Consider the following 21791-nt stretch of genomic DNA (forward strand, 5'->3'; position numbering starts at 1 on the left):
GCAGCCACTCGGAACCACCTGCGCCATGATGCTGATCAAGCAATTCCCCGACATTTCCCTGGACGACACGTTGTTTGTCTTCGCCCTCGAAGCCGAGGCCGGCGATGTATTCGCTGACGTCAACACCGTGTTCACCGGCATCGGCAAGGTCAATGCCGCCATCGCCCTGACCAAGGCCATTGCCGCGCGCCGGCCCAGGCTGATCGTCAACCTCGGCTCGGCCGGCAGCCAGCGCCATGGCAAGGGCGAGGTGGTGTGCTGTACCCGCTTCGTGCAGCGCGACATGGATGTGACCCCGCTGGGCTTCGCCCGCTACCAGACGCCTCTGTCGGACATCCCGGTGGTGCTGGAGCATGGGACGCAGATCCCCGGCCTGGCCCTGGAAACGTGCGGCAGTGGCGACAGCTTCGAGATCAACCATGGCGATGCACCTTATGACGTGGTCGACATGGAAGCCTACGTGCTGGCGCTGATCGCACGCGGCGAAGGCATCCCGTTCGTGTGCCTGAAATACATTTCCGATGATGCCGGCAGTGACGCGGCGCAGGACTGGGCGGTGCAGGTACACCTGGCGGCTGAGGCTTTCAGGCAGGTGCTGTTCAGCCAGGCGTGACTGCTGGCAGGCGCCGACACGTGCCTTGGCCTGATATTCGGTGTTTGGAACTCAGGCAAACCGGACTAGTCTTAATATGTGGGAATATTTCCCACGCAAAGATGCTGACTGGCTCTGAAGGATCGTGCGAAACCGAAGCTGCTCGCTGACACTGCAGATCTATGGCCGCGCCGGTTGGCTGTCCGCTCCATGGGCGGTTGCGAACTCATTGGTCATTGCGTTCGATACGGAGATGACGACGCAACTCCAAGCGGAGGTGCATCATGTTGCTCAAGAAATGTTTGTTGGCATTGGCAATAGGTGGCGTCCTGTCGGCCTCGACCGTCCTGGTGCCCGACTACATAGGTAGTTTCTCCAGCGTGTATGCCAAAGACGGTGGCAGCGGCGGCGGTGGTGGTGGCCACGGCGGCAGCGGCGGTGGCGGTGGCTCTGGAGGTGGCGGCGGTCACGGTGGTGGCAGCGGTGGTTCTGGAGGCGGCGGCGGTCACGGTAGTGGCGGCGGTGGCTCTGGAGGTGGCGGTGGTCACGGTGGTGGCAGCGGTGGCTCTGGAGGCGGTGGCGGTCACGGTGGTGGCAGCGGTGGCGGAGGCAGTGGTCACGGCGGTGACGGCGGTGGCGGTCATGCCGGCCATGGTGGCCCGGGGGCCGGCGATGGTGACCATGGTGGCATGGCCGGCAGAGGCCCAGGCGATGCGCATGACAACGACAACGACAACGACAACGATGCGGCAGATGCCGCCAGGGACGCAGCCCGAGACGATGCTGATGCAGCCAGAGACGCTGCAAGGGCTGAAGCAGATGCCGCCCGGGATGCGGCAAAAGCTACTGCAGATGCCGCCAGAGACGCTGCCAGAGCCGAGGCGGATGCAGCCCGTGACGCCGCAAAAGCTGCTGGCCTAGCCGGCGCAGATGAAGCCAGAGACGCTGCCAGGGCCGCGGCAGATGCTGCCCGCGACGCAGCCAGAGACGAAGCTGATGCCGCCAGAGATGCTGCCAGGGCTACGGCAGATGCCGCCAGGGACGAAGCCAAAGTCGCTGCCAATGCAGCCAGAGACGCTGCAAGGGCGGATGTGGACGACGCGCCAGATGCTCCAGACGCGCCAGATGCACCGGATGTCGACGCAGCTGAGGTACGGAACTAGTCACTTTGAGTGACGTATCGACCGCTGGTCAGTGTTTGGGCCAGTCGGAAAAAACCATCGATGGCGGTTTACCTCGAAATCGGTAGAACGGCCTTCGCGGGCTTGCCGCTCCCACAGGACTACCACCAGTTTCAATACCTGTGGGAGCGGGCAAGCCCGCGAATGGGCCAACACCGGTTTCACCAGAGGAGTGGCCCCATGCCCAGCAAACCGCACGACCAGTTCAGCATGCAGAACCCGCTGACCCAGTACCCGCACCCTCCGTTCCCGGCCCAAGGCCAGCCAGCACCAGGGCTGGACGCCAACATGCAGCCCGAACCAGACCACGGCGAAACCACCTACAAGGGCTTTGGCCGCCTGGCGGGGCGCAAGGCGCTGATCACCGGCGCAGACTCGGGCATCGGCCGGGCAGTGGCCATTGCCTTCGCCCGCGAAGGTGCCGACATTGCACTCAATTACCTGCCCATCGAACAACCCGATGCCCGCGAAGTCATCAAGCTGATCGAAGCCGAAGGCCGCAAGGTGGTGGCCCTTGCCGGTGACCTGAAGGACGAGCAGTTCTGCAAGGAACTGGTCGACCAGGCCCACGAGCAGCTCGGCGGCCTGGACATCCTGGTCAACGTCGCCGGCAAGCAGGAGGCGCGCAAGGACATCAGCCAGGTCAGCCACGAGCAGTTCGACCACACCCTGAAAACCAACGTCTACGCGCTGTTCTGGCTGTGCCAGGCGGCCGTGCCGCTGATGCCGGCGGGGGCGACCATCATCAACACCGCCTCGATCCAGTCCTACCAGCCTTCGGCCACCTTGCTCGACTATGCCACCACCAAGGCCGCGATCGTTGCCTTCACCAAGGCCTTGGCCAAGCAGGTGATCGAGCGCGGTATCCGGGTCAACGCCGTGGCCCCCGGGCCTATCTGGACCGTGCTGCAGCCCAGCGGTGGCCAACCACCGGAGAAAATCCCCGACTTCGGCGCGCATACACCGATGAAGCGACCGGGGCAGCCCGCCGAATGTGCGCCGGTGTATGTGTTGCTGGCCAGCCAGGAGTCCAGCTACATCACCGGCGAGGTGTTCGGCGTGACCGGCGGCAACCCGCTGCCGTAGGGCGGGGCGGCTAAACCTTCGCCGCCCGTTGCAGTCGATTCAGGTATTGGCAGGCAACCTGGGAGCACCTCCATGGCTAGGGCAATCTGGAAAGGCGCCATCAGTTTCGGCCTCGTGCACATCCCCGTGGCCCTCAACACCGCGGTGCGCACCGAGCGGGTCGATTTCGACTGGCTCGACAAGCGCAGCATGGAACCGGTCGGCTACAAGCGGGTGAACAAGGTTACCGGCAAGGAAATCGACAAGAACAACATCGTCAAGGGCGTCGAGTTCGAGAAGGGCCGCTACGTGGTGATCAGCGAGGAGGAAATCCGCAAGGCCCGGCCCGAGGCGACCCAGACGATCGATATCTTTTCCTTCGTGGAGGCTGGCGAGATCCCGCTGCAGCACTTCGACACGCCGTACTACCTTACCCCCGACCGCCGTGGCGGCAAGGTGTACGCCTTGCTGCGCGAAACCCTGGCAAAAACCGGCAAGGTGGCGCTGGCCACGGTGGTGCTGCACACCCGCCAGCACCTGGCGCTGTTGCGGCCGCTGGATGATGCGCTGGTGATGATCACCCTGCGCTGGCCCGAAGAAGTGCGCGGGCTGGAAACGCTGGAACTGGACAGCAGCGTCACCGAGGCCAAGGTGGACAAGCGCGAACTGGACATGGCCAAGCGGTTGGTGGAAGACATGAGCGGGCCCTGGAAGCCCGCGGATTACCACGATGCCTTCCGCCAGACCATCATGGACCTGGTGGAAGAGAAGGCCAGCAAGGGCAAGATCGAGACTGTGGAGAAGGGCGAGGCGACGGAAGCGGGGAAAAGCGCCGACATCCTCGACCTCACCGAACTGCTCAAGCGCAGCCTCGGTGGCAAGAAGCCGGCGAAGAAGACACGCAAGGCGTCGTGAAAGGAATCGTCACCGCAAGCCAGCTCGCATGGAACTGTACATAACGCGGCCCCCTGTGGGAGCGGCCTTGTGTCGCGAAAGGGCCGCAACGCGGCCCCAGGATTGATGCGCAACAGTTGAAATTGCTGGGGCTGCTTTGCAGCCCTTTCGCGACACAAGGCCGCTCCCACAGGGATCGCGCCAACTTTTAGAATTTGAGCAAGACAGTTGCCACAGGGTACGCGCCGCTTGCGAGCCAGCATCAGACCAGTGTCTGCAACCCCGCCAGATAATCACCAAACCCTTCGCGGGCACGGCTGTCGCGCCGACTGCTGGTGGCCACGCTATGCCTGGCGGTCCATACGATCTGCGCACCACTGGCCTGCAGGTCGTTGACCAGTTGCACATCCTCATGTGCCGCCAGGGGCTGGAAGCCGCCCACTCGATCATAGGCGTCGGCACACACACCCAGATTGGCCCCATGCACATGCCGATGCCCCTCACGTGCCTGGTAACGGCTGTGGTACAGCTTGCGCAAGGCCGCTGTCTGCCAGGGTTGCCAGTACTCGACATGCACCGTGCCGCACACCACCTCGGCACCGCAGGCCAGTTGCGACAGCAGCCAGTGCGCTGGCACCCGGCTGTCGGCATCGGTGCAGGCCAGCCACTGCGCGCCGCGCTCGACCATGTATGCCGCGCCCACCCGGCGGGCCATACCGACGTTGCCGGCATCCACCGTCAGCACCTGTACACCGAAACGCCTTGCCACGGCAGCGCTGCCATCGCTGCAGCGGTCCAGCACCACCAGCACCTCCACCTGGTGCCCCGCCTGCTGCGCCTGCAGGGCGGCAGCCAGTACTGCCCGCAGGCAGCGCCCAAGGCGCCGGGCCTCGTTGTGGGCCGGGATCACCACGGCAATCATGGGCAGGTCTCGTCGAGGTCGACCACGCTGGGCTGAGAGGCCCAGTACTCCAGCACGAAGTCCGCCTCGTCATGCTGGAACTGCAGATACAGCGGAAGGTGCCGGGCCAGCATGCGGTGCACTTCACGCCCGTCCTGCGGGCAACCGGCGATGGGATGCTTCCAGTGGCAGGCCACCAGCCCACCGTCGTAGGTCAGGCTGGCCACCGACTGTTCGATCACCTGCAACCAGTCGGTCGGGTCGAGGTAGTAACCCACTTCGCTCAGCACGATCAGGTCGAAATGCCCATGCGGCCAGTCCGACGGCAGCCGCGCCAGTTCCACCGAGACATTGCTCAGTCCAGCCAAGCGTTCACCGGCCAGCGCTACCGCAGTAGGGTCCAGGTCCTGGCACAACAGGTTGGCACAACGCTCGGCCAGCAAGGCGCTGAGCTCGCCATTGGCGCAAGCCGGCTCGAACACGCGCTGGTAGCACTGGCGCGGCAGGCTGGCCATGACCAGTTCGCGCTTGCGCTTTTCGTACCAGCGGGTGCGAAAGGCCCAAGGGTCTTCACTGGTGGCGTACAGGTCGGCGAAATACTGTGGGTCGAGGCTCATGACAACTCCATTTACAGGAACACCAGTTCGAAAGGTTGCAGCAGACAATCCAGCAAGTTCGGCGGCAGTACGGGCGGGCGCTGGCCATCCGGCTCCAGCTGGCTGACATGGGCGGCCAGGGCCTTGCGCTTGCGGGCCAGGCTGGCCTCGTCCAGCTGAATGCGGTGGGCCCGCGGCCAAGGCAGGCGCGGGTCGTCCGGTTGCGCCCAGTGCCAGGCCCACACGGGTACCTCCAGGCATTGCACCTTGCGCATCCGGGCCGCCTGCGCCGCGGCCCGGCCCACTGCCTCGTGGTCACAGTGGCCATCGCCGCTCCAGGTGGCCATCAGCAGGTCGTCAGGCCTGAGCAACTGGCTCAGGTGGTTGAGCAGAAACGCCTCGTCACGTGGCAACGCGCCGTCTTTGAGGTGGAGCCGCCGCCAGTCCAGGCGGCCGAGGTCGAGGTCAAGCTGTTGCAGCGCATGGCGGCTTTCCAGCGGCCTTTGCCGGCGCAGGCGGTGTTCGCTCCAGTGGGTAGAGCCGGGGTGGCTGGCTTCACCATCGGTGGCGGAGATCAGCACAAGGTCGTCTTCCCGGCCATGAAAGCCCGCCAGCAGCCCGCCGGCCATGAGAATTTCATCATCGGGGTGCGGAGCCAGCAGTACCAGGCGGCGGCCTGGCGGGCACAGCTGCTGCGGGGTGATCCAGGTGGCCCTGGCCAGGTGCGCGCCCTGCTGCCAGGCCGCCCACGGCGTACCGCTGTTCGCCTGGATCAGGTTCTGCCTCATAGCTGCCAGACTCCCGCCGGCCGTTGTGCCAACTGCTCGCCGAGCGCCGCCAGGTCGCGCTCGGCATGGCTCTGGCGCAGGAACACCGGCAAGTCGGCGCTCAGCCGGGCAAAGTGGTTGTCGCGGCAGAAAGGCGTGGCGCCCAGCGCCCGGCCAACGTGGTGGATCACCTGCTCCACGGCCTGTTCCACCTGGGCGCGGGTGCGGCGTACTTCGAAGCTGGCGTCCGCGCCTGGCTGGCGGTCGATCCACGCCGCGCATTCGCGCAGTGCCGCCCTGGCGCCGTACAAGGCTGCATCGACCGCGCCCAGGTGAGCATCGGCATGTGGGTCGGGGCGGGGGTTGCGGCAGTGTTCGCGCAGGTAGTCTGCCAGGGCTTCGGCGGCGCCGTACCAGCAGGCCGCAATGCCAGCGCCGCCGTGCCAGAACCCGGGGCGTGACAGGTATTGCCCAGGGCGGCCGATGGCGATGCCAGGGGTGTGGTTGAATTCGACTTCGACACTGGCGGTGGTGGCCATGCCGATGGCCTGCCAACGGTCTATGGCAAGGCCCTGGCTGGGATGGGACAGTTCGATGGCCACCAGCTGGGGCTGGTCGTGCTGGTCCCAGGCCGTGATCAGCGCCCGGTCGATCTGCAGTGCGCCTGAACACCAGGCCTTGCGACCCTCCAGGCGGACCTGGTCGCCATCACGGGCGACGATGCAGGCGCGGGCATCCGGCGGTTCGGCGGCCCACACGCCCCATATACCCTCGGCAGCGTGGTGTGCCGCAGCGCATTCGGCAAGGATCGCCAACGCGTCGGTGTGGCCCTCGTACAGCTTGGCCAAGGCCAGGTCGCAGCCTGCCACCCGGGCCAGGGTTTGCCAGCGCCGTAGCGTATTGCCCTGGCCGGGCAGGGGCAGCAGGTCGAGGTGGTCGGCTTGCAGTGCCTGAATCAGCTGCGGTAACTGGGTATCCAGGTTGAGCGGTTGCTGCCGCTCGCTGAAAGCTCGCAGCAGGCGATCGAGGTTGGTCAGGTCAAAATCCTGGACGATGCTCATGGGCTCGGCTCCTTGGTGAGGCACTGCGGGCGTAGCGCTGGAGGCAAGCCGTCATCAGGCCAGCCCCAGCTGCTTGCGCATGCCCACGGTGATCGATTGCCTTGTCTTGCCATACTCCGCCCAGGGGTCGTCCACCTCGCCCAGGCGTTCAAGCACGTTGCCGATGTTCCACTGGTTGGCGCCCTTGAGTTGCGGCAGTTCCTCGCGCCAGATTGGCACGGATACCGGCAGGCCTTCGCGGGCGCGCAGGGTATAGGCGCAGGCGGTGGTCGCGCCCTTGCCGTTGCGCAGGTAGTCGATGAAGATGCGCCCGATGCGATTCTTGGGCCCGGACACGGCACTGAGCCTGTCGGGGAACAGCCTGGCCAGGTAATCGACGATGCCGTGGCTGAACGCCTTGACTTCATCCCAGCTGGCCCGCCGGGTCAGGGGCACGACCACGTGCATGCCTTTGCCGCCACTGGTCTTGAGAAACACCTTCAAGCCCAGTTCATCCAGCAGCGTCAGGGCCAGTTGAGTGGCTTCGAGCATGGCCTTCCACGGCAGCGCCGGGTCCGGGTCGAGGTCGAGGACGAAGCGGTCGGGCTTGTCGAAGTCCTTGTCGGTGGCGTTCCAGGTGTGCAGCTCGATCATGTTCATTTGCACGGCACCCAGCAAGGTGTCGGCGCGGTTGACGACCATGGCCGCCTGGCCGGCCTCGGCCTTGTCATAGCTGAGCACGTTGGGCAGATGCAACTGGCCGGCGTTTTTCTGGAAAAACAGTTCCCCGGCCAGGCCGTCCGGTGCACGTACCAGCGCCACCGGGCGATTCTTGAGTTGGGGCAGTATCCATTGGCTGACAGCGGCGTAGTACTCGGCGACCTCGCGCTTGGTAACGCCGCTGGTGGCGTCGACCACTCGCTCGGGGTGGGTCAGGCGCAGCTCGCCCAAGGCCTCGGGGGCCTTGGCCTGCTTGCGCTTGGGCAGGGTCTTGGCGGGCATGCTGCGCTCCAGGTCGATGGCGGTAGCCGGTTTGTCATCACGCAGGCCGTGAAACACCGAGTGGCGCACGATGCCGTCACGGGTCATCTGGGCGTAGGCGACTTCGGCCAGCAGTTGCGGTTTCAGCCAGTGCACGCCCCGGGCTTCGGCCCCGGTGGGCGGGCTGGGCAGGGCCGGCCTGGCGATTTCCAACGGTTTCAGCCGGGCATGGATGCTGGCAAGCGTGGTTGCACTGAAGCCGGTGCCGACCTTGCCGGCATAGCGCAACTCGCCGCTGTCGTTGTCGTGCAAGGCCAGCAGCAGGGCGCCGAAACCGCTGCGGCTGCCTTTGGGGTCGGTGTAGCCGACGATCACGAACTCCTGGCGCTGCTTGCACTTGAGCTTGATCCAGTCGGGGCTGCGGCGGCCACTGTAGGGGCTGTCGACGCGCTTGCCTATCAGGCCTTCAAGTTGCAGCCGGCAGGCGCTGTCGAGCAGGGATTCGACGGGCTGGTCAAAGTCGGCGGAGTACTTGAGTACGTCCGATTCGTTGTGTTCCAGCAACTGCTGCAAGGTGTTGCGCCGGTCCTGCAGCGGTAACTGACGCAGGTCCTGGCCGCCCAGGAAGGGCAGGTCGAACAGGTAATAGGTGATGTGCTCGTCATGCTCGGTGTCGAAAGCGTTCTGCAGCGCCTGGAAGTCCGCCGTGCCGTCTTCGCCAGCCACCACCACCTCGCCATCGAGCCAGGCCGAATCGAGGCCCAGCGCACGCAAGGCAGCAACCTGCCTGGGCATCTTGCCGCTCCAGTCATGGCCATTGCGGGTGAACAGGCGCACGTCATCACCGTCGATGCGGGCAAGGATGCGGTAACCGTCGAACTTGACCTCGTAGCGCCAGTCGCCACTGGGCGGGGAGTCGACCAAGGTCGCCAGTTGTGGCTGCAGCTGTGCCGGCAACGGCACCTTCCGGCCTTTGCTGGCGGTTTTGCGACGTGGCGCGGCGGCCTTTTTTGCTGCCGGCTTGCGCGGCACCAGCGTGCGGTCGCTGAGCACGCTGTCGGGCTGGGCGTCGACGATGCTGTAGTCGGCTTCGCTGCGCGCCTGGCTGTCGTGCGACTTGACCAGCATCCACTGTTCCTTCTTGCCGGCCAGGTGGGTGCGGAACAGGTTCCATACACCGCCGAGCTTTTCGCCTTGCAGGCGAAAACGCAGCTTGCCCTTGGCATAGGCCTCACGCGCATCGCCTTCGGGCTCCCAGATGCCCCGGTCCCACACGATCACGTCGCCCGCGCCGTAATGGCCTTCGGGGATATGGCCTTCGAAGTCGGCGTAGTCCAGCGGGTGGTCCTCCACGTGCACGGCCAGGCGGCGCACCTTGGGGTCCAGCGACGGCCCTTTGGGGATGGCCCAGCTTTTCAGCGTGCCATCGAGCTCCAGGCGGAAGTCGTAGTGCAGGTGGCTGGCATCGTGCTTCTGGATGCAGAACTGCAGCGCGTGGGCCCGCTTGCCACGGCTGCGCTTGCCGCTGGGCTCGGGCGTGGCATTGAAGTCGCGCTTGCGCGCATATTCCTGCAGGGGCTTGGCCATGGCGGGCTCCGGGCGGTTCGCAGTCTCTAATCTGGGAGGCAGCGGCCCGGGCGGTAGTTCAAAAAAACTCTGAATCTTCCAGCAGCTCGTGCAGTCGACCGAATGAAGCCACCTGACGGAGAACGCACATGGCCCGAGCAGATGAACCGAAGCCGTATACCCCCACTGAAATCGACGACACCGAAGACCGCATGGGCAGCGTGCATGAACTGGACTTCGACGAGCGCCTGGATGAACGCGAGGGGCGTGTGGGTGACGAGCGACCGGCCGCGGACGTGGCCCGCGAGTTCCCGCCGCGGCGCGTGGCCGAAAGCGGCATGACCGGCGGCGAGGCGTTGAGCGACAGCCTGCACGAGGACAACGTCACTTACGACGACCTGAGCCCGGACACCTTGCTGGATGAAACCGGCGCCCGTGACCCGCACGAACCCGGTGGCAGCGGCGGCCCTGCAGACAAGACCCTGAGGCGGGTAGAGGCCAACGAGATTGGCGGCGGCATAGGCCTGGACGAAGCCGAACTGGCCCGCTCCGCGCCGCTGGATGGAGAGCCCTGGGCCGATGATGTGATCGATGACGAGGAGAGCAAGCCATGAACGAGGTACGTTGTGCCTGTGCGCATTGTTCCTGCACCGTGGATGCCAATGCCTTGCAGCTCGAAGGCAAGGTGTATTGCTGCGAGGCCTGTGCCAGCGGGCATCGCAATGGCGAGCCGTGCCGGATGCCTGATTGCCACTGTGGTGAAAAGACCGGGGAAAGCGCGGTGGACAATGCGCTAGACGAGACCTTCCCGGCGAGTGACCCGATTTCACCCTGAAGCCTGAGGGGCCTCCCGGCCAGGACATCATTATTTGATGCAACTGCCGTGGATGCCTGTTCTGGCCCTATCGCCGGCAAGCCAGCTCCCACACCGACCGCATTGACCTCAAGGGCTGTGCTGTCCCTGTGGGAGCCGGCTTGCCGGCGATAGGGCCAGAGCAGGCCGACCGCATTGACCTCAGGCTGTGCTATCCCTGTGGGAGCTGGCTTGCCGGCGATAGGGCCCGAGCAGGCAATACAGTTGGTTCAGTGAGTCTGCCAGATGCCGTTGCTACGCTCGCAATCGGTGCGGGCCTGGCCCAGGCTGGGGGTGTCGTAGTAGTAGGTGATCACCCGCGCATCCTTGGGCAACGCCGGCTTGTCACCGCCAGCTGCCTTAGGGTTGGCCAATGCCTCCTGGGTCAACGGCGCGATGCAACTGCCGACGCTGCCATCCGCACAACGCGCGACCTTGTGCTTTTCGCTGTTGAGCATGTCCTTGCTCTCGTTGCTGCATGACCAGTTGATCGCTTCGGCGGGCAGGTTGCTGTAGCTGTAGCAGCTGTGCCGCTCCACCGGCGTTACCGCCTCGCTGGAGGAGCGGGTGAGCACATTGCAGGCTTCGGCCAGGGCCTGGCCGCTGACCAGGCTCGCCACCATCAGTATCAACATCGGCTTCAAGACAGCGCCACGCATTTGCCACCTCCCGGGCCAGTGGCCCTCGATAGGTCTAGGCAGGCTTGTCGCGCCGGCGCATGGCCTTGGCGCGTTTCTCCAGGATCAGGTAGGTCAGCACCGCCAGCAACAGCGGCACCAGGTAGTACAGCGTGCGGTAACCCAGCAGGGCCGCCACCAGTGTGCCTTGGGCAAGCTGCCCATGCAGCAGGGCCAGGAACACCGTTTCCAGCACACCCAGCCCGGCCGGGATATGCGCGACCACACCAGCCACGCAACTGATCAGCAGGATGCCTAGTATCGACGGGTAGAAGGCTTCGCCAGGCAGCAACCAGAAGATCAGCAGTGCCATCAGCGCCCAGTTGCTGGCACCCAGTACCACCTGGCACAGCGCCAGGCGCAGCGACGGCAGCGTTACCTCATGGTCACGCCAGCGCCAGGTGCGCTTTTTGGCGAAACCACAGGCCAGCAGGTAGCCTGCGGCAATCGCCAGCAATACCAGGCCGATCAGTTGCAGGCCGCTGGCGCCGACCGCCCAGTTGGTGGGCAGCTCGACCAGGCGCAAGGCGAACACCGTGCCAGCCAGCAGCATGTAGCCCATCCAGTTGGTCAGCAGGCCCAAGGTGAGGATGCGCGTGATGGTTGGCGTGTCCAGGCCCAGGCGGCTGTACAGCCGGTAGCGCAAGGCAACGCCACCCACCCAGGTGGTGAAATTGAGGTTGAAGGCATAGCACACGAAGGCCACTGGCAACACCTGGCGGGCCGGCAGGTGGTGGCCGGTGTAGGCCCGGGCCAGCAGGTCGTAGCTGGCGAACGTCAGGTAGCTGCACCCGGCCAGCACCAGGCCGATGGCCAAGGTGCCAGGCTTGTAGGCCAGCAACGACTGGCGCACTTCGTTCCAGTCCAGGTTGCGCGCCAGCAGGTACAGCAGCGCAGGGATCAGGATCAGGAATGCCAGGGTGAACAGCCGCTTGCCCCAGGATTGCCAGTGTTTTCGCGCCATCAGGTCTTGCCCTCGTGATAGTCAACCTGTGCCTCGGCCTCCGGCTGCACCGAGCGCAGGTGCTGGCGGTGCGCCGGGAACCAACCGGCAATCCGCGGGAAATGGCGGATCACGTGGAAACACACGAAAATCAGCGGTGCCCGCCACCAGTAGCCGCGAACCATGCGTTCCAGGGTGACCGGCTTGCATTGTTCGCGGGCCAGCGCCTGCAGGTGCTGGTTGAGCTGCTGGTTGAAGGCGCGGTCACGGATGAACAGGTTGGCTTCAAGGTTGAACGACAGGCTGAGCGGGTCCAGGTTGCTGGAGCCGACCGTGGCCCACTCATCATCCACCAGCGCCACCTTGCCGTGCAGCGGCCGTTGGCAATACTCGTGAATGGCCACGCCGTCGCGCAGCAGGTAGTTGTACAGCAGTCGCGACAGCGCCCGTACCCAGCGCATGTCTGGCTGGCCCTGCAGGATCAGCCGAACCTCCACGCCGCGCCGGGACGCATTGCGCAATTCACGCATCAGCCGGTAGCCCGGGAAGAAATACGCATTGGCCACCACGATGCGCCGCCGGGCACTGCGAAACGCCTGCAGGTAGTGGGCCTCGATATCGGTGCTGCGCACCTTGTTGTCGCGCTCGACCAGCACGGCGGTGCAGGTACCGGCAGGCTCGGTCAATGGCCTTACCGCGCTGGGCGGCTGCAGCACCGGTGACATCAGGCGCTTGCTGGCGGCATGAACCTGTGCCACCACCGGGCCGACGACCTCCACGGCATAGTCCTGCTTGGCCATGGGGCCAAAGTCGCCCAAATGGTCGGCGCTGTAGTTGATGCCACCAATGAAGGCCCGCTCGCCATCGACCACCACGATCTTGCGGTGCAGGCGCCGGAACAGGTTGGTGCGCATGCCCACCAGCCGCGGCTGCGGGTCGAAGGCGTGGAAACTGACTCCGGCATCGGTCATGGCCGCAATGAAAGAGTCGGGCAGGTCGGCCGTGCCGTACCCATCCACGGCCACTTCGACACGCACGCCGCGGCGGGCGGCATCGATCAGCACCTGCTGCAATTGCTGGCCAACCTTGTCATCGAAGATGATGAAGGTCTCCAGCAGGATTTCCTCCCGTGCCTGGCTCATGGCCTCGAACACGCGGGGGTAGTATTGCTCGCCATTGATCAGCAACTGCACGCTGTTGCCGTCTACCCAGGGTCGGTTCACAGTTTGATCTCCGAAGCCAGAGGGGCGTGGTCGGAAAGGTGCGACCACGGGTACTTGGACAGCACCTGGGCCGTGCCGGGCATGGCGTTGCGCAGGTAGATGCGGTCCAGGCGCAACAACGGCAGGCGCGCCGGGAAACTGCGTGCCGGGGTGCCGAAATGCTCGCCGAACGCTTCCACCAGGTGTTCGCACAGCACCGCGTCGGCCTTCAGCCGCCAATCGTTGAAATCGCCGGCAACGATCACCGGGGCCTTGGGCGGCAGGCTGTTTAGCAGGTCCAGCAGCAGCTTCACCTGGCGTTGCCGGTGGGCCTCGCGCAAGCCCAGGTGCACGCACACCGCATGCACCTGGTCATGGCCAGGCACTTCCAGCTGGCAATGCAACAGGCCGCGCTGCTCGTTGCCCTGCACCGAGACGTCCAGGTTGTCGAAGCGGCTGATGGGGAATTTCGACAGCAGCGCGTTGCCGTGGTCGCCATGGGGGTATACGGCATTGCGGCCGTAGGCGAACTGCGGCCACATGCTGTCGGCCAGGAACTCGTACTGTGGCGTATCCGGCCAGGCCGGGTGGCGCAGGGCATGCTGCTGGTGGCTGCCGTGCACTTCCTGCAGGAACACCAGGTCGGCGCCGGTGGCGCGCACGGCTTCGCGCAACTCGGGCAGGATGAAGCGCCGGTTGAAGAAGGTGAAGCCCTTGTGCACGTTCAACGTCAGTACATTCAGCCGACGCACGGCGGTGATCTTGTCGATGATGCAGTGCGGGGCAGGCAGGGTCCTGTTCACAGGGTCACCTCCGGCACCACGCCAGGCTCGGTCATCAGCTCATGGTCCAGCGACAGCTTCTGCAACAGGCGCCGGGCGTCATAAGGCGCATGGACTTTCTGGTCGTTGTCGAAATAGCAGTAGACGTCACGGGTGGCGCGCCGCGGTGGCGGCCCTGGCACCACCAGCTGGGCATCGTCGGCCTGGCGGCCCTGGCTCCAGTGCTGGATGCGCTGCTTCCAGCGCCGCAGCGCCTGGGCGGTGTAACCACTGCTGTACAGTTCGACATCGCCATGCAGGCGCATGTACACGAAGTCGGCGGTAAGGTCCTCGACATAGGGCCATTTTCCGGCACTGTCGGCCACTACCAGCGCAACACGGTGCTTGCGCAGCAGCTTGATGAAGGCTTCGCACAAAAAGCTTTCGTTGCGGATTTCCACCGCGTGGCGCAGCCGTGCGTTGCCCTCGATATCGGTGCTGCCGTTGTCCTTCAGGCGCGGTGCACACCCCTGTGCGCATTCGCGGGCATCCTTGCGGCTGTGCGGCAGCAGTTCGAGAAAACGGGCGAAGCGGGCCTCGTCGAACTTCATGTTCGGCGGAAACTGCCACAGGAACGGGCCCAGCTTCTTGCCGAGCAGCAGCGGCCCGGAGGCGAAGAAATTGGCCACGGCCTCTTCGATGTCCTTGAGCCGCCGTACATGGGTGATGTAACGCGGGGCTTTTACCGCGAACACGAACCCAGGCGGCGTTTCGTCGTGCCAGCCCTGGTAGCGTTCGGGTGTTTGCAGGCTGTAGAACGAGCCGTTGATTTCAATGCTGTTGACCGCTCGCGAAGCGAACGCCAGTTCGTTGTCCTGGGGCAGGCCCTTCGGGTAGAAATCCTTGCGCCACGGGCCGTAGCGCCAGCCGGAGATGCCGATGCGGATATCGCTCACGCTGCCTTCCTCATTGCCGGGTCCTTGTTCGGTCACTCTGAAAGTGCGACCGGTCAACAGCGGCCAGGGTTCAGCACGGTTGACCAACGGAAAAGGCTGATGCCGCGTGGAACTTTGCGGCCCGCGACGTTTCCACCGCATACCTGCTACGAGGAAGGGCGCCAGGATGAAATTCGACCGTTTCGCCCAATGGCTGGCCAATTGGGCCGGCCGCCCGCTGACTTTTGGCATCGCCTGCCTGCTGATCCTGATCTGGGCGGTGACCGGGCCGTTGTTCGGCTTCAACGACACCTGGCAACTGGTGATCAACACCTCGACCACCATCATCACCTTCCTCATGGTGTTCCTGATCCAGAACACCCAGAACCGCGACAACGACGAACTGCACATCAAGATCGATGAGCTGTTGCGCACCACCCAACAGGCGCACAAGGCGCTGCTGGACCTTGAAGACATGGACCCGGCCGAGCTGCATGCCCTGCGCAAGCAGTACCGGCAGATGGCCGGGCAGGGTGATGATGCGCAGAAACCCAAGGAATGACCTGCCAACCCTGGAGGCAAGCATGGCCAGACATATCGTCCACTTCACCGGGCCTATCAATTCATCCACCTGCGGCAACCTGATCAACACCTGTTCGCGGGCGTTGCAGCAGGGGGCCGAAGTCCTGCAACTGAACATCGCCACCATGGGCGGCGAGTGCAGCTACGGGTTTACCTTGTACAACTTCCTGCGGGCGTTACCGGTCGAGGTGCATACCCACAACCTCGGCACGGTGGAATCCATGGGCAACATCCTGTTCCTGGCCGGGGATCGACGCACGGCATGCAGTTACAGCAAGTTCCTGTTCCATCCGTTCCACTGGACCTTGCATGGCTCGGTCGACCACTCACGCATGGCCGAGTACGCGATGAGCCTGGACTATGACCTGCGGCTGTATGCACAGATCGTCGCCGAGCGGACTGAAGGGGCGGACGAGGTGCTGGATGTACCGCGGTATCTGATGGCCTACCCGCGGATACTCGGGCCACGGGAGGCATTGGCGAACGGGATGATCCATGCCATAGACGAAATGCCGATCGAGGTGGAGGCGTGTCAGTGGAGCGTGCATGCCTAGCGGATTCCTGTGCCGGCCTCTTCGCGGGCATGCCCGCTCCCACAGGCATTCCACCGAACCTGTGGGAGCGGGCAAGCCCGCGAAAGGGCCGGCACAGGTGTAGAAGGTCTACCTCACTGACGCCGCCGTAGCCCGGTCACAGGCCAGCAAAGAGCGGATCAGCAGCTTGATCTCGTCCTTGAGCATGGGCACCTGGTCCGGGTGAGCGAACCGGCAATCGACAATTTCATGCTGCGCCTTGGGATGCGGGGCGTCGGCGAACTCCGCCTCGAACACATAATGCATGCGCTCTGCCGTTTCATGACGCATCAAGAGGGTCAGCGATTCTGCCTGCAACCCGGTTTCCTCAAGCAATTCACGCTCCGCTGCCTGCACCGGCGTCTCGCCGGGCTCTATCTTGCCGCCGGGCAGGGTCCAGGCGGCGTTGGGCTTTCTCACCCACAACCATTTATGGGTTTGTTTGCCATGCCGGCAGATGATGGTGGCGCGATGCTTGACTGGCTTCATTCAGGCTCCTGGGCGAATCCCTCATTCCATGTAGATTCGGCCCCCGGCAGCAATGAACGTTGCGTTTAAAGCGACCAACGGTCAGTAAGGCACCGAGCCGCTCAGCGCCTCGATGGCCTCCACCAGCTCGTCATAGCCCACCGGCTTGCTCAGGTGCCGGTCGAAGCCCGACTGGCGCGACTTGTACTGGTCGGCGCTGGCGCCATAACCGGTCAGGGCGATGGCCGGGGTATGGCGCAGGTGCACGTAGCCACGCAGGGCCTTGATCAACGCATGGCCGTCCATCACCGGCATGCCGATATCGGACAGGATGATGTCGTATTCCTCACCCGCAGCGGCGTCCAGGGCCTCACGCGGCTTGCTGAAGGCATTGACAGTGGCGCTCTCCATTTCCAGCAGCTCCTGCATTACCGCCAGCACCTCTACGGAGTCATCCACCAGCAATACGCGAATTCCGTTCAGACGGCCCTCGCTCGGCGGCTCCGAGCCCTGCGTACGCTGCTGGGGCTGCGTTTCGCAAAGGGGCAGGGTGACCGTGAAGGTGCAGCCCAGGCCAAGCCCCGCTGATGTGGCGCGGACGGTACCGCCATGTGCCTCGACCAGTTGCCTTACCAGCGACAGGCCGATGCCCAGGCCTTCGCGGCTGTGGCTGGCCTGTTGCGACGTAGCCTGGCTGAACAGGTCGAAGATATGCTCGAGGCTGTCGTGGCTCAGGCCCACTCCATGGTCGATCACCTGCAGGCGGGCGTGGTCCTCGTCGTGGCTCAGCACCAGGCGTATCTCATTGCCCGCCGGGCTGAACTTCAGCGCGTTGTTGAGCAGGTTCCAGATGATCTGCTCCAGGCGGGTAACGTCACCTTCGATCATCACCGGCAGAGTGTCGGCGGGCAGCTCCAGGCGAACCGGGCAGGGGTGTTGCTCGCTCACCACCACACCGTGGATGCCCTGCAGGAGGGCGAGCAGATCCACAGGTTCGGTCTTGAGCTTAAGCTTGCCGGTGCGAATGCGCGCCACATCCAGCAGGTCGTCGATGATCCGCGCCTGGCTGGTTACCGCATCGCAGATGGTACCGACGGCCTTGCTCGCTGCACTGATGTTCCGTAGCGATGGCAGGCGGCGCAGGATTTCGGCATTGAGCTGTATCAGGTTGAGCGGGTGCTTGAGTTCATGGGACATGACGGCGAAGAACTCGTCCTTCATGTGGCTGGTGCTCTGCGACTCGGCCAGTTGCTTGCTCAGGCGCTCTTCGCCCAGGCGCACGCGCTCTTCGGCGGCATGGCTGCTGCTGATGTCGATGAAGGTCAGCACCGTGCCGTCGATTTTCTGCTCGCTGGAGCGGTAGGGCAGCAGGCGCGCCAGGTACCAGTGATCGCCCTGGCCGCCGATTTCACGCTCGATGATGGCCTCGCCCTGGGCCACGGCGCGGGCATCGTCGGCCAGCGCCGGGTAATCCAGGCGGTGGGTGATGTCGAGCAGGGAACGGCCGGTATCGACCGGCAACATGTTGAACAGGTCGGTGGCGCGCGGGGTGAACCAGCGGATATGCAGGTTGCGGTCGACGAACACCGTGGCGATCTCGGTGCAGGCGATCAGGTTGCTGAGGTAGTCGTTGACCTTGTCGGTTTCCTCGACTTTGTTCTTCAACTCGTAGTTGACCGTGAGCAGTTCCTCGTTGATCGACTGCAGCTCTTCCTTGCTGGTTTCCAGTTCTTCGCTGGCCGAACGCAACTCCTCGTTGATGGCCTGCATCTCTTCGTTGGAAGCCGTCAGCTCCTCGCTGGAGACCTCTGACTGCTCGATGGTTTCCTGCAGTTGCAGGCGAGTGCGCTGCAGTTCGCGTTCGAGGTTTTGCAGCACCATGCTGTCGGTCTGGCGGATGACGCCGGGCAACGGCAGGGACGGGTCGGGCGCGCGTTCCTCGAATACCACCAGCAGGCAATCGCTGGCGCTGAGGTCGTCCTTGTACGGCTGCACGGTGATCTCCACCTGCAGTTTGCCCATGGTTTCCGCCAGGTCGACAGGGCGCGAAGTCACCGCCTCGGTCCCCTGACGCGCCTGGAACAAGGTGCTGCGCAGGGCCAGGCGCAGGGGCGGCAGCACCAGGTTGAGCAGGCTGCGGCTCGGTTCGCCACCGGCCACTTGCAGGAAACGCCCCACGCCTTCACTCATGTGCAGGATATTGCCGTCGATATCGACGATCAGGCTGGGCGGCATGCGGCGCGCCAGGGCGCGGTAGTGCAGGTCGGCGAACGATGGCTTGCGCCCCGGCTTGGCCTTGGCCAGCGTTTCCAGGGGCATGCTGGCGGCAGATGTGCCGGCCAGCTGACGGCCGGAACGGCGGCCGGTATTGCTGGCATCGAGTGCGCGGAAAATGCGATTGCGCTTGTCCACCGGGGCGAACAGTTCACTGGCCATGTCGGCCGACTCGGACGAACCGAGGAACAGGTAGCCACCCGGGCGCAGGGCGAAGTGGAACATCTGCAGGATGTCACGCTGCACTTCGCGGTCCAGGTAGATAAGCAGGTTGCGGCAGACAATCAGGTCGATCTGCGAGAACGGTGGGTCCGACAGCAGGTTATGCCGGGCGAACAGCACCTTCTCGCGAACTTCTTTGCGCACCCGGTAATGCTGGTCTTCCTTGAGGAAGAACTGGCGCAGCCGGCTGGGCGGCACGTCGGTGACGATCGCTTCGGGGTAGGAACCACTGCGCGCGATACCGATGGCGCGTTCGTCCAGGTCGGTGGCGAACACCTGTACCTTGTGCGAGCGCTGCTCCAGTGCCAGCTGCTCGCAAACCAGCATGGCCAGGCTGTACGCCTCTTCGCCGGTGGAGCAGCCGGCCGACCACACGCGTATCTCGTCGGCGCCCTCGGCCGGGTCGCGTTCGCAGACCAGCTGTGGCAACACATGGCGCTCCAGTGCTTCGAACGCTTCGCGGTCGCGGAAGAAATTGGTCACGCCAATCAGCATGTCGGCCAGCAACGCCCGGGATTCCGCGGGGTGCTGTTCCAGGTAATGCAGGTAGGCCGCCAGGTCTGCCTGGCCGGTCACATGCAGGCGGCGCTCGATGCGCCGCAGCACCGTGGCGCGCTTGTAGTGCTGGAAGTCGTGGCCGGTATTGCTGCGCAATTGCAGCAGGATCTCCTCGAGCATCGGCTCGCTGGCCTGGGCATCGCCGGCACGGGTGCCCAAGGCCGGTGGCAGGGTGTCGTCCTCGATTTCCGGGAGCCGGATCTGGCGCGCATTGCGCCAAAGCTCCAGCAGCTTCTGCGGCATTTCTGCCGCCGGCAGCACCAGGTCGACCATGCCGGTCTCGATGGCGGCGCGGGGCATGCTGTCGTACTGGGCGTCGTCCGGGTTTTGCGCCAGGGTCACGCCGCCTTGCTCCTTGATCCGCGAAAGGCCCACGGCGCCGTCGGCACCGGTACCGGACAACACCACGCAGAAGGCGTGGTCCTTGTGCACATCAGCCAGGTCACGGAAGAACAGGTCGATGGCCACGTGGTCGCCACGGCGCCGGTTGGCCGGGGTCACGCGCAGGTAGCCATCGTTGGTGGACAGGCGATTGGCCGGTGAAATCACGTAGATGTGGTTGCGCTCGATGGGCACCGGCTCGGTCACCTGACGCACCGGCATTTGCGTGGTCTCCTGGATGATGCGGTCGGCGACGCTCTGGTGGTCGGGGGACAGGTGCAGGACCACGACGAAGGCCATGCCGCAGTCGCTGGGCATTTGCCGGAACAGCGTACAGATCGCTTCCAGGCCGCCTGCCGATGCACCGATGCCCACCACCGGGAAATCCAGGTGGCTGGGGCTGAGCGCCGGGTTCTGGGGCGAGGCAGGTTGCTTGGGGGACGACTTCATGGACGGAGCCTTGTGCAGACCGGAACGTTCCGCCCGTAGCAGCATCATCGGGCGTGTGTGTGGCGGGATTATAGGCCGTCGCCATGTTGTTGAGACCTCCGCAGGCACAGGAAAGTGCGACCCGCCTGCTTCCGTCACGCCAACCTTTTGCCGACCCATGTTTGGTGCCACTGGTCAGTTGCCGGCAAAACCATTGAGCAGACTGTGTGATCGGCGGCTCGGAACCAAGGCATGGCAAGCATCCATGCGACCCATCCATCGCAAGGAGAAACCACATGGCGCAGGATCAAGAGCGCACCAGCCAGCGCGGCGGTACCAAGGAAACCAACCCAGGCAATTTCGCCAACGACCGGGAACGGGCCTCCCGTGCGGGGCACAAAGGCGGGCAGGCTTCTGGCGGCAACTTCGCCAATGACCGCCAACGGGCATCGGAGGCCGGTCGAAAGGGCGGCCAGAACAGCCACGGCGGGGGCCGCCAGCAGTAAGTTGAAGGGTTGCTGGACACCCGGTATCCGCAGGTACCGGGTGCCGGCCAGGCCCTGCGTAACGAGGCTGCAATAGCCTCTGGTACCTGTTGTTCGACAATTTTTTGAATCTTCTGGCCGTGCCCCGATCAATCAGGGTGTCATCCATGGAGAAGAGGAGGCCCCTGCGATGCCTAGCCCACAGCTGTACATCATCGATTACCAACTGCATGGCCAGCCGCGCAGTTTCATCATTCGTCTGGAGACGCTGGACAATGCCGAGGCCTGGCATTGGGCGAGTTGCGATGCGGGCATCGGCATCATTCCCAAGTTCGGCCGGGAGAAGATCAGGAAAGTCAGCAGGCCGATGGCCGAGCGCTATGGCATTACCGCGGTGAGCTGGCGGGTATCCGGCGGCAAGCCGAACCAGTCTGCGGCGACAATGTGATTCCCGATTGCAAGACCTTGCGCAATCCTTGTATGAACAACTGTCTTGCTCAAAGCACCGCGTCGCCTGCTTCGCGGGCATGCCCGCTCCCACAGGGACACCACCAGCTCAAGGAGTGCGCCATACCTGTGGGAGCGGGCGCGCCCGCGAACACCGGCACAGCCGGTGCCATGCACAGCGTTAGGTACGCGCAGGCCGTCTAGGCACCGGACTCGGGGTCGCTGGCCGGTACGCCCGGGCGGTTTTCTTCGTCATCTGTCACATTGGGGTCGGCATCCGGGTCATCTGCCCGGTCATTGCGCCGGTCCGGCTCGAGCTCTGGCCAGTCATCCTGTGCGCTGCCGCCACCCATGCCAAGCATGTCCTTCATCTCGCAACCCTCGCTCTCGATGAAAAAAAGGCCCGCGATCAGGCGGGC

General features: G+C 64.5%; 23 protein-coding genes. 10 read left to right on the plus strand and 13 right to left on the minus strand.

Going from position 1 to position 21791, the window contains the following annotated elements; translation table 11 throughout:
• Nucleotides 1-25 precede the first annotated feature (25 nt).
• From CAG34_RS10000 to CAG34_RS10020, 4 genes are all read left to right on the plus strand, one after another.
• On the plus strand, nt 26-613 hold the full coding sequence (locus CAG34_RS10000) for a nucleosidase (RefSeq protein WP_085589653.1): 588 nt from the start codon (nt 26-28) through the stop codon (nt 611-613).
• A gap of 363 nt (nt 614-976) precedes the next feature.
• Nucleotides 977-1513, plus strand: coding sequence for a hypothetical protein (locus tag CAG34_RS28975; protein ID WP_178080876.1), 537 nt, complete (start codon nt 977-979; stop codon nt 1511-1513).
• A gap of 440 nt (nt 1514-1953) precedes the next feature.
• A complete protein-coding gene (locus tag CAG34_RS10015) occupies nt 1954-2859 on the plus strand; it encodes an SDR family oxidoreductase (protein ID WP_075045213.1) in 906 nt (301 codons plus the stop codon).
• A 72-nt stretch (nt 2860-2931) separates the two neighbouring features.
• On the plus strand, nt 2932-3753 hold the full coding sequence (locus CAG34_RS10020; protein ID WP_085589657.1) for a Ku protein: 822 nt from the start codon (nt 2932-2934) through the stop codon (nt 3751-3753).
• Between the two features lie 241 nt (nt 3754-3994).
• Here CAG34_RS10020 and CAG34_RS10025 read toward each other — a convergent pair whose 3' ends face one another.
• Genes CAG34_RS10025 through ligD form a run of 5 tightly spaced genes read right to left on the minus strand, consistent with a single transcriptional unit; the run spans nt 3995 to nt 9604 of the window.
• A complete protein-coding gene (locus CAG34_RS10025; RefSeq protein ID WP_085589659.1) occupies nt 3995-4654 on the minus strand; it encodes a glycosyltransferase family 2 protein in 660 nt (219 codons plus the stop codon).
• The gene (locus CAG34_RS10030) at nt 4651-5250 is read right to left on the minus strand and encodes a bifunctional 2-polyprenyl-6-hydroxyphenol methylase/3-demethylubiquinol 3-O-methyltransferase UbiG (RefSeq protein WP_085589661.1); all 600 of its coding nucleotides are present in this window, start codon (nt 5248-5250) and stop codon (nt 4651-4653) included. The genes CAG34_RS10025 and CAG34_RS10030 overlap by 4 nt, the downstream gene beginning before the upstream one ends.
• Nucleotides 5251-5261: 11 nt before the next feature.
• On the minus strand, nt 5262-6017 hold the full coding sequence (locus tag CAG34_RS10035; RefSeq protein WP_085589663.1) for a PIG-L deacetylase family protein: 756 nt from the start codon (nt 6015-6017) through the stop codon (nt 5262-5264).
• The gene (locus CAG34_RS10040) at nt 6014-7057 is read right to left on the minus strand and encodes an acyl-CoA dehydrogenase family protein (RefSeq protein WP_025339088.1); all 1044 of its coding nucleotides are present in this window, start codon (nt 7055-7057) and stop codon (nt 6014-6016) included. The genes CAG34_RS10035 and CAG34_RS10040 overlap by 4 nt, the downstream gene beginning before the upstream one ends.
• A 54-nt stretch (nt 7058-7111) precedes the next feature.
• A complete protein-coding gene (ligD, locus tag CAG34_RS10045; RefSeq protein ID WP_085589665.1) occupies nt 7112-9604 on the minus strand; it encodes a DNA ligase D in 2493 nt (830 codons plus the stop codon).
• Nucleotides 9605-9732: 128 nt separating this feature from the next.
• Between ligD and CAG34_RS10050 the strand changes: the two genes are divergently transcribed.
• Entirely contained in the window at nt 9733-10197 is a 465-nt protein-coding gene (locus CAG34_RS10050) for a phosphotransferase system, HPr-related protein (RefSeq protein WP_085589667.1), read from the plus strand.
• Nucleotides 10194-10418, plus strand: a complete 225-nt coding sequence (locus tag CAG34_RS10055; protein WP_025339091.1) for a metallothionein — start codon at nt 10194-10196, stop codon at nt 10416-10418. Before CAG34_RS10050 ends, CAG34_RS10055 begins: the two co-directional genes overlap by 4 nt.
• Nucleotides 10419-10666: 248 nt before the next feature.
• Here the strand turns inward: CAG34_RS10055 and CAG34_RS10060 are convergent, their stop codons facing one another.
• The 5 genes from CAG34_RS10060 to CAG34_RS10080 are packed head-to-tail and all read right to left on the minus strand — an operon-like array spanning nt 10667 to nt 14975.
• Nucleotides 10667-11095 carry a hypothetical protein gene (locus CAG34_RS10060; protein WP_025339092.1) on the minus strand — a complete coding sequence of 143 codons (429 nt, stop codon included), beginning with the start codon at nt 11093-11095 and terminating at the stop codon, nt 10667-10669.
• Between the two features lie 34 nt (nt 11096-11129).
• Nucleotides 11130-12077, minus strand: coding sequence for a lysylphosphatidylglycerol synthase domain-containing protein (locus tag CAG34_RS10065; protein WP_085589669.1), 948 nt, complete (start codon nt 12075-12077; stop codon nt 11130-11132).
• On the minus strand, nt 12077-13279 hold the full coding sequence (gene clsB / locus CAG34_RS10070) for a cardiolipin synthase ClsB (protein WP_085589671.1): 1203 nt from the start codon (nt 13277-13279) through the stop codon (nt 12077-12079). Before clsB ends, CAG34_RS10065 begins: the two co-directional genes overlap by 1 nt.
• A complete protein-coding gene (locus CAG34_RS10075; RefSeq protein ID WP_025339095.1) occupies nt 13276-14061 on the minus strand; it encodes an endonuclease/exonuclease/phosphatase family protein in 786 nt (261 codons plus the stop codon). Before CAG34_RS10075 ends, clsB begins: the two co-directional genes overlap by 4 nt.
• Nucleotides 14058-14975: a DUF72 domain-containing protein gene (locus tag CAG34_RS10080; RefSeq protein WP_085589673.1), complete on the minus strand. Its 918-nt coding sequence runs from the start codon at nt 14973-14975 to the stop codon at nt 14058-14060. The genes CAG34_RS10075 and CAG34_RS10080 overlap by 4 nt, the downstream gene beginning before the upstream one ends.
• 166 nt (nt 14976-15141) lie before the next feature.
• On the opposite strand from CAG34_RS10080, the gene CAG34_RS10085 reads away from it, so the two are divergent.
• Nucleotides 15142-15516: a low affinity iron permease family protein gene (locus tag CAG34_RS10085; RefSeq protein ID WP_025339097.1), complete on the plus strand. Its 375-nt coding sequence runs from the start codon at nt 15142-15144 to the stop codon at nt 15514-15516.
• Nucleotides 15517-15538: 22 nt separating this feature from the next.
• On the plus strand, nt 15539-16090 hold the full coding sequence (locus CAG34_RS10090) for an ATP-dependent Clp protease proteolytic subunit (protein ID WP_084785184.1): 552 nt from the start codon (nt 15539-15541) through the stop codon (nt 16088-16090).
• 108 nt (nt 16091-16198) lie between these two features.
• Here CAG34_RS10090 and CAG34_RS10095 read toward each other — a convergent pair whose 3' ends face one another.
• Both CAG34_RS10095 and CAG34_RS10100 read right to left on the minus strand, forming a co-directional pair.
• Nucleotides 16199-16597, minus strand: coding sequence for an NUDIX hydrolase (locus CAG34_RS10095; RefSeq protein WP_025339099.1), 399 nt, complete (start codon nt 16595-16597; stop codon nt 16199-16201).
• 81 nt (nt 16598-16678) lie between these two features.
• Nucleotides 16679-20461: a CheR family methyltransferase gene (locus CAG34_RS10100; RefSeq protein ID WP_085589675.1), complete on the minus strand. Its 3783-nt coding sequence runs from the start codon at nt 20459-20461 to the stop codon at nt 16679-16681.
• Nucleotides 20462-20736: 275 nt separating this feature from the next.
• Between CAG34_RS10100 and CAG34_RS10105 the strand changes: the two genes are divergently transcribed.
• Both CAG34_RS10105 and CAG34_RS10110 read left to right on the plus strand, forming a co-directional pair.
• Entirely contained in the window at nt 20737-20946 is a 210-nt protein-coding gene (locus CAG34_RS10105) for a general stress protein (RefSeq protein WP_003259459.1), read from the plus strand.
• 169 nt (nt 20947-21115) lie between these two features.
• Nucleotides 21116-21373 (plus strand): DUF6555 family protein, encoded by a 258-nt coding sequence (locus tag CAG34_RS10110; protein ID WP_025339101.1) that lies wholly within the window; start codon nt 21116-21118, stop codon nt 21371-21373.
• Nucleotides 21374-21572: 199 nt separating this feature from the next.
• Here the strand turns inward: CAG34_RS10110 and CAG34_RS28865 are convergent, their stop codons facing one another.
• Nucleotides 21573-21743 carry a hypothetical protein gene (locus tag CAG34_RS28865; RefSeq protein WP_155951620.1) on the minus strand — a complete coding sequence of 57 codons (171 nt, stop codon included), beginning with the start codon at nt 21741-21743 and terminating at the stop codon, nt 21573-21575.
• Between the last annotated feature and the right edge of the window lie 48 nt (nt 21744-21791).

The organism is Pseudomonas sp. B14(2017) (genome assembly GCF_002113255.1).
Lineage (GTDB): Bacteria > Pseudomonadota > Gammaproteobacteria > Pseudomonadales > Pseudomonadaceae > Aquipseudomonas > Aquipseudomonas putida_Z.

Bases quoted from the DNA above. Each gene is read 5' to 3' on its own strand.
- CAG34_RS10095 (WP_025339099.1), bottom strand. From the start codon at position 16,597: ATGAAGCCAGTCAAGCATCGCGCCACCATCATCTGCCGGCATGGCAAA.
- CAG34_RS10105 (WP_003259459.1), top strand. From the start codon at position 20,737: ATGGCGCAGGATCAAGAGCGCACCAGCCAGCGCGGCGGTACCAAGGAA.
- CAG34_RS10000 (WP_085589653.1), top strand. From the start codon at position 26: ATGATGCTGATCAAGCAATTCCCCGACATTTCCCTGGACGACACGTTG.
- CAG34_RS10040 (WP_025339088.1), bottom strand. From the start codon at position 7,057: ATGAGCATCGTCCAGGATTTTGACCTGACCAACCTCGATCGCCTGCTG.
- CAG34_RS10090 (WP_084785184.1), top strand. From the start codon at position 15,539: ATGGCCAGACATATCGTCCACTTCACCGGGCCTATCAATTCATCCACC.
- CAG34_RS10030 (WP_085589661.1), bottom strand. From the start codon at position 5,250: ATGAGCCTCGACCCACAGTATTTCGCCGACCTGTACGCCACCAGTGAA.
- CAG34_RS10110 (WP_025339101.1), top strand. From the start codon at position 21,116: ATGCCTAGCCCACAGCTGTACATCATCGATTACCAACTGCATGGCCAG.
- CAG34_RS10020 (WP_085589657.1), top strand. From the start codon at position 2,932: ATGGCTAGGGCAATCTGGAAAGGCGCCATCAGTTTCGGCCTCGTGCAC.
- CAG34_RS10055 (WP_025339091.1), top strand. From the start codon at position 10,194: ATGAACGAGGTACGTTGTGCCTGTGCGCATTGTTCCTGCACCGTGGAT.
- CAG34_RS10025 (WP_085589659.1), bottom strand. From the start codon at position 4,654: ATGATTGCCGTGGTGATCCCGGCCCACAACGAGGCCCGGCGCCTTGGG.
- ligD (WP_085589665.1), bottom strand. From the start codon at position 9,604: ATGGCCAAGCCCCTGCAGGAATATGCGCGCAAGCGCGACTTCAATGCC.
- CAG34_RS10015 (WP_075045213.1), top strand. From the start codon at position 1,954: ATGCCCAGCAAACCGCACGACCAGTTCAGCATGCAGAACCCGCTGACC.
- CAG34_RS10085 (WP_025339097.1), top strand. From the start codon at position 15,142: ATGAAATTCGACCGTTTCGCCCAATGGCTGGCCAATTGGGCCGGCCGC.
- CAG34_RS10060 (WP_025339092.1), bottom strand. From the start codon at position 11,095: ATGCGTGGCGCTGTCTTGAAGCCGATGTTGATACTGATGGTGGCGAGC.
- CAG34_RS10065 (WP_085589669.1), bottom strand. From the start codon at position 12,077: ATGGCGCGAAAACACTGGCAATCCTGGGGCAAGCGGCTGTTCACCCTG.
- CAG34_RS10035 (WP_085589663.1), bottom strand. From the start codon at position 6,017: ATGAGGCAGAACCTGATCCAGGCGAACAGCGGTACGCCGTGGGCGGCC.
- CAG34_RS10100 (WP_085589675.1), bottom strand. From the start codon at position 20,461: ATGAAGTCGTCCCCCAAGCAACCTGCCTCGCCCCAGAACCCGGCGCTC.
- CAG34_RS10050 (WP_085589667.1), top strand. From the start codon at position 9,733: ATGGCCCGAGCAGATGAACCGAAGCCGTATACCCCCACTGAAATCGAC.
- CAG34_RS28865 (WP_155951620.1), bottom strand. From the start codon at position 21,743: ATGAAGGACATGCTTGGCATGGGTGGCGGCAGCGCACAGGATGACTGG.
- CAG34_RS28975 (WP_178080876.1), top strand. From the start codon at position 977: ATGCCAAAGACGGTGGCAGCGGCGGCGGTGGTGGTGGCCACGGCGGCA.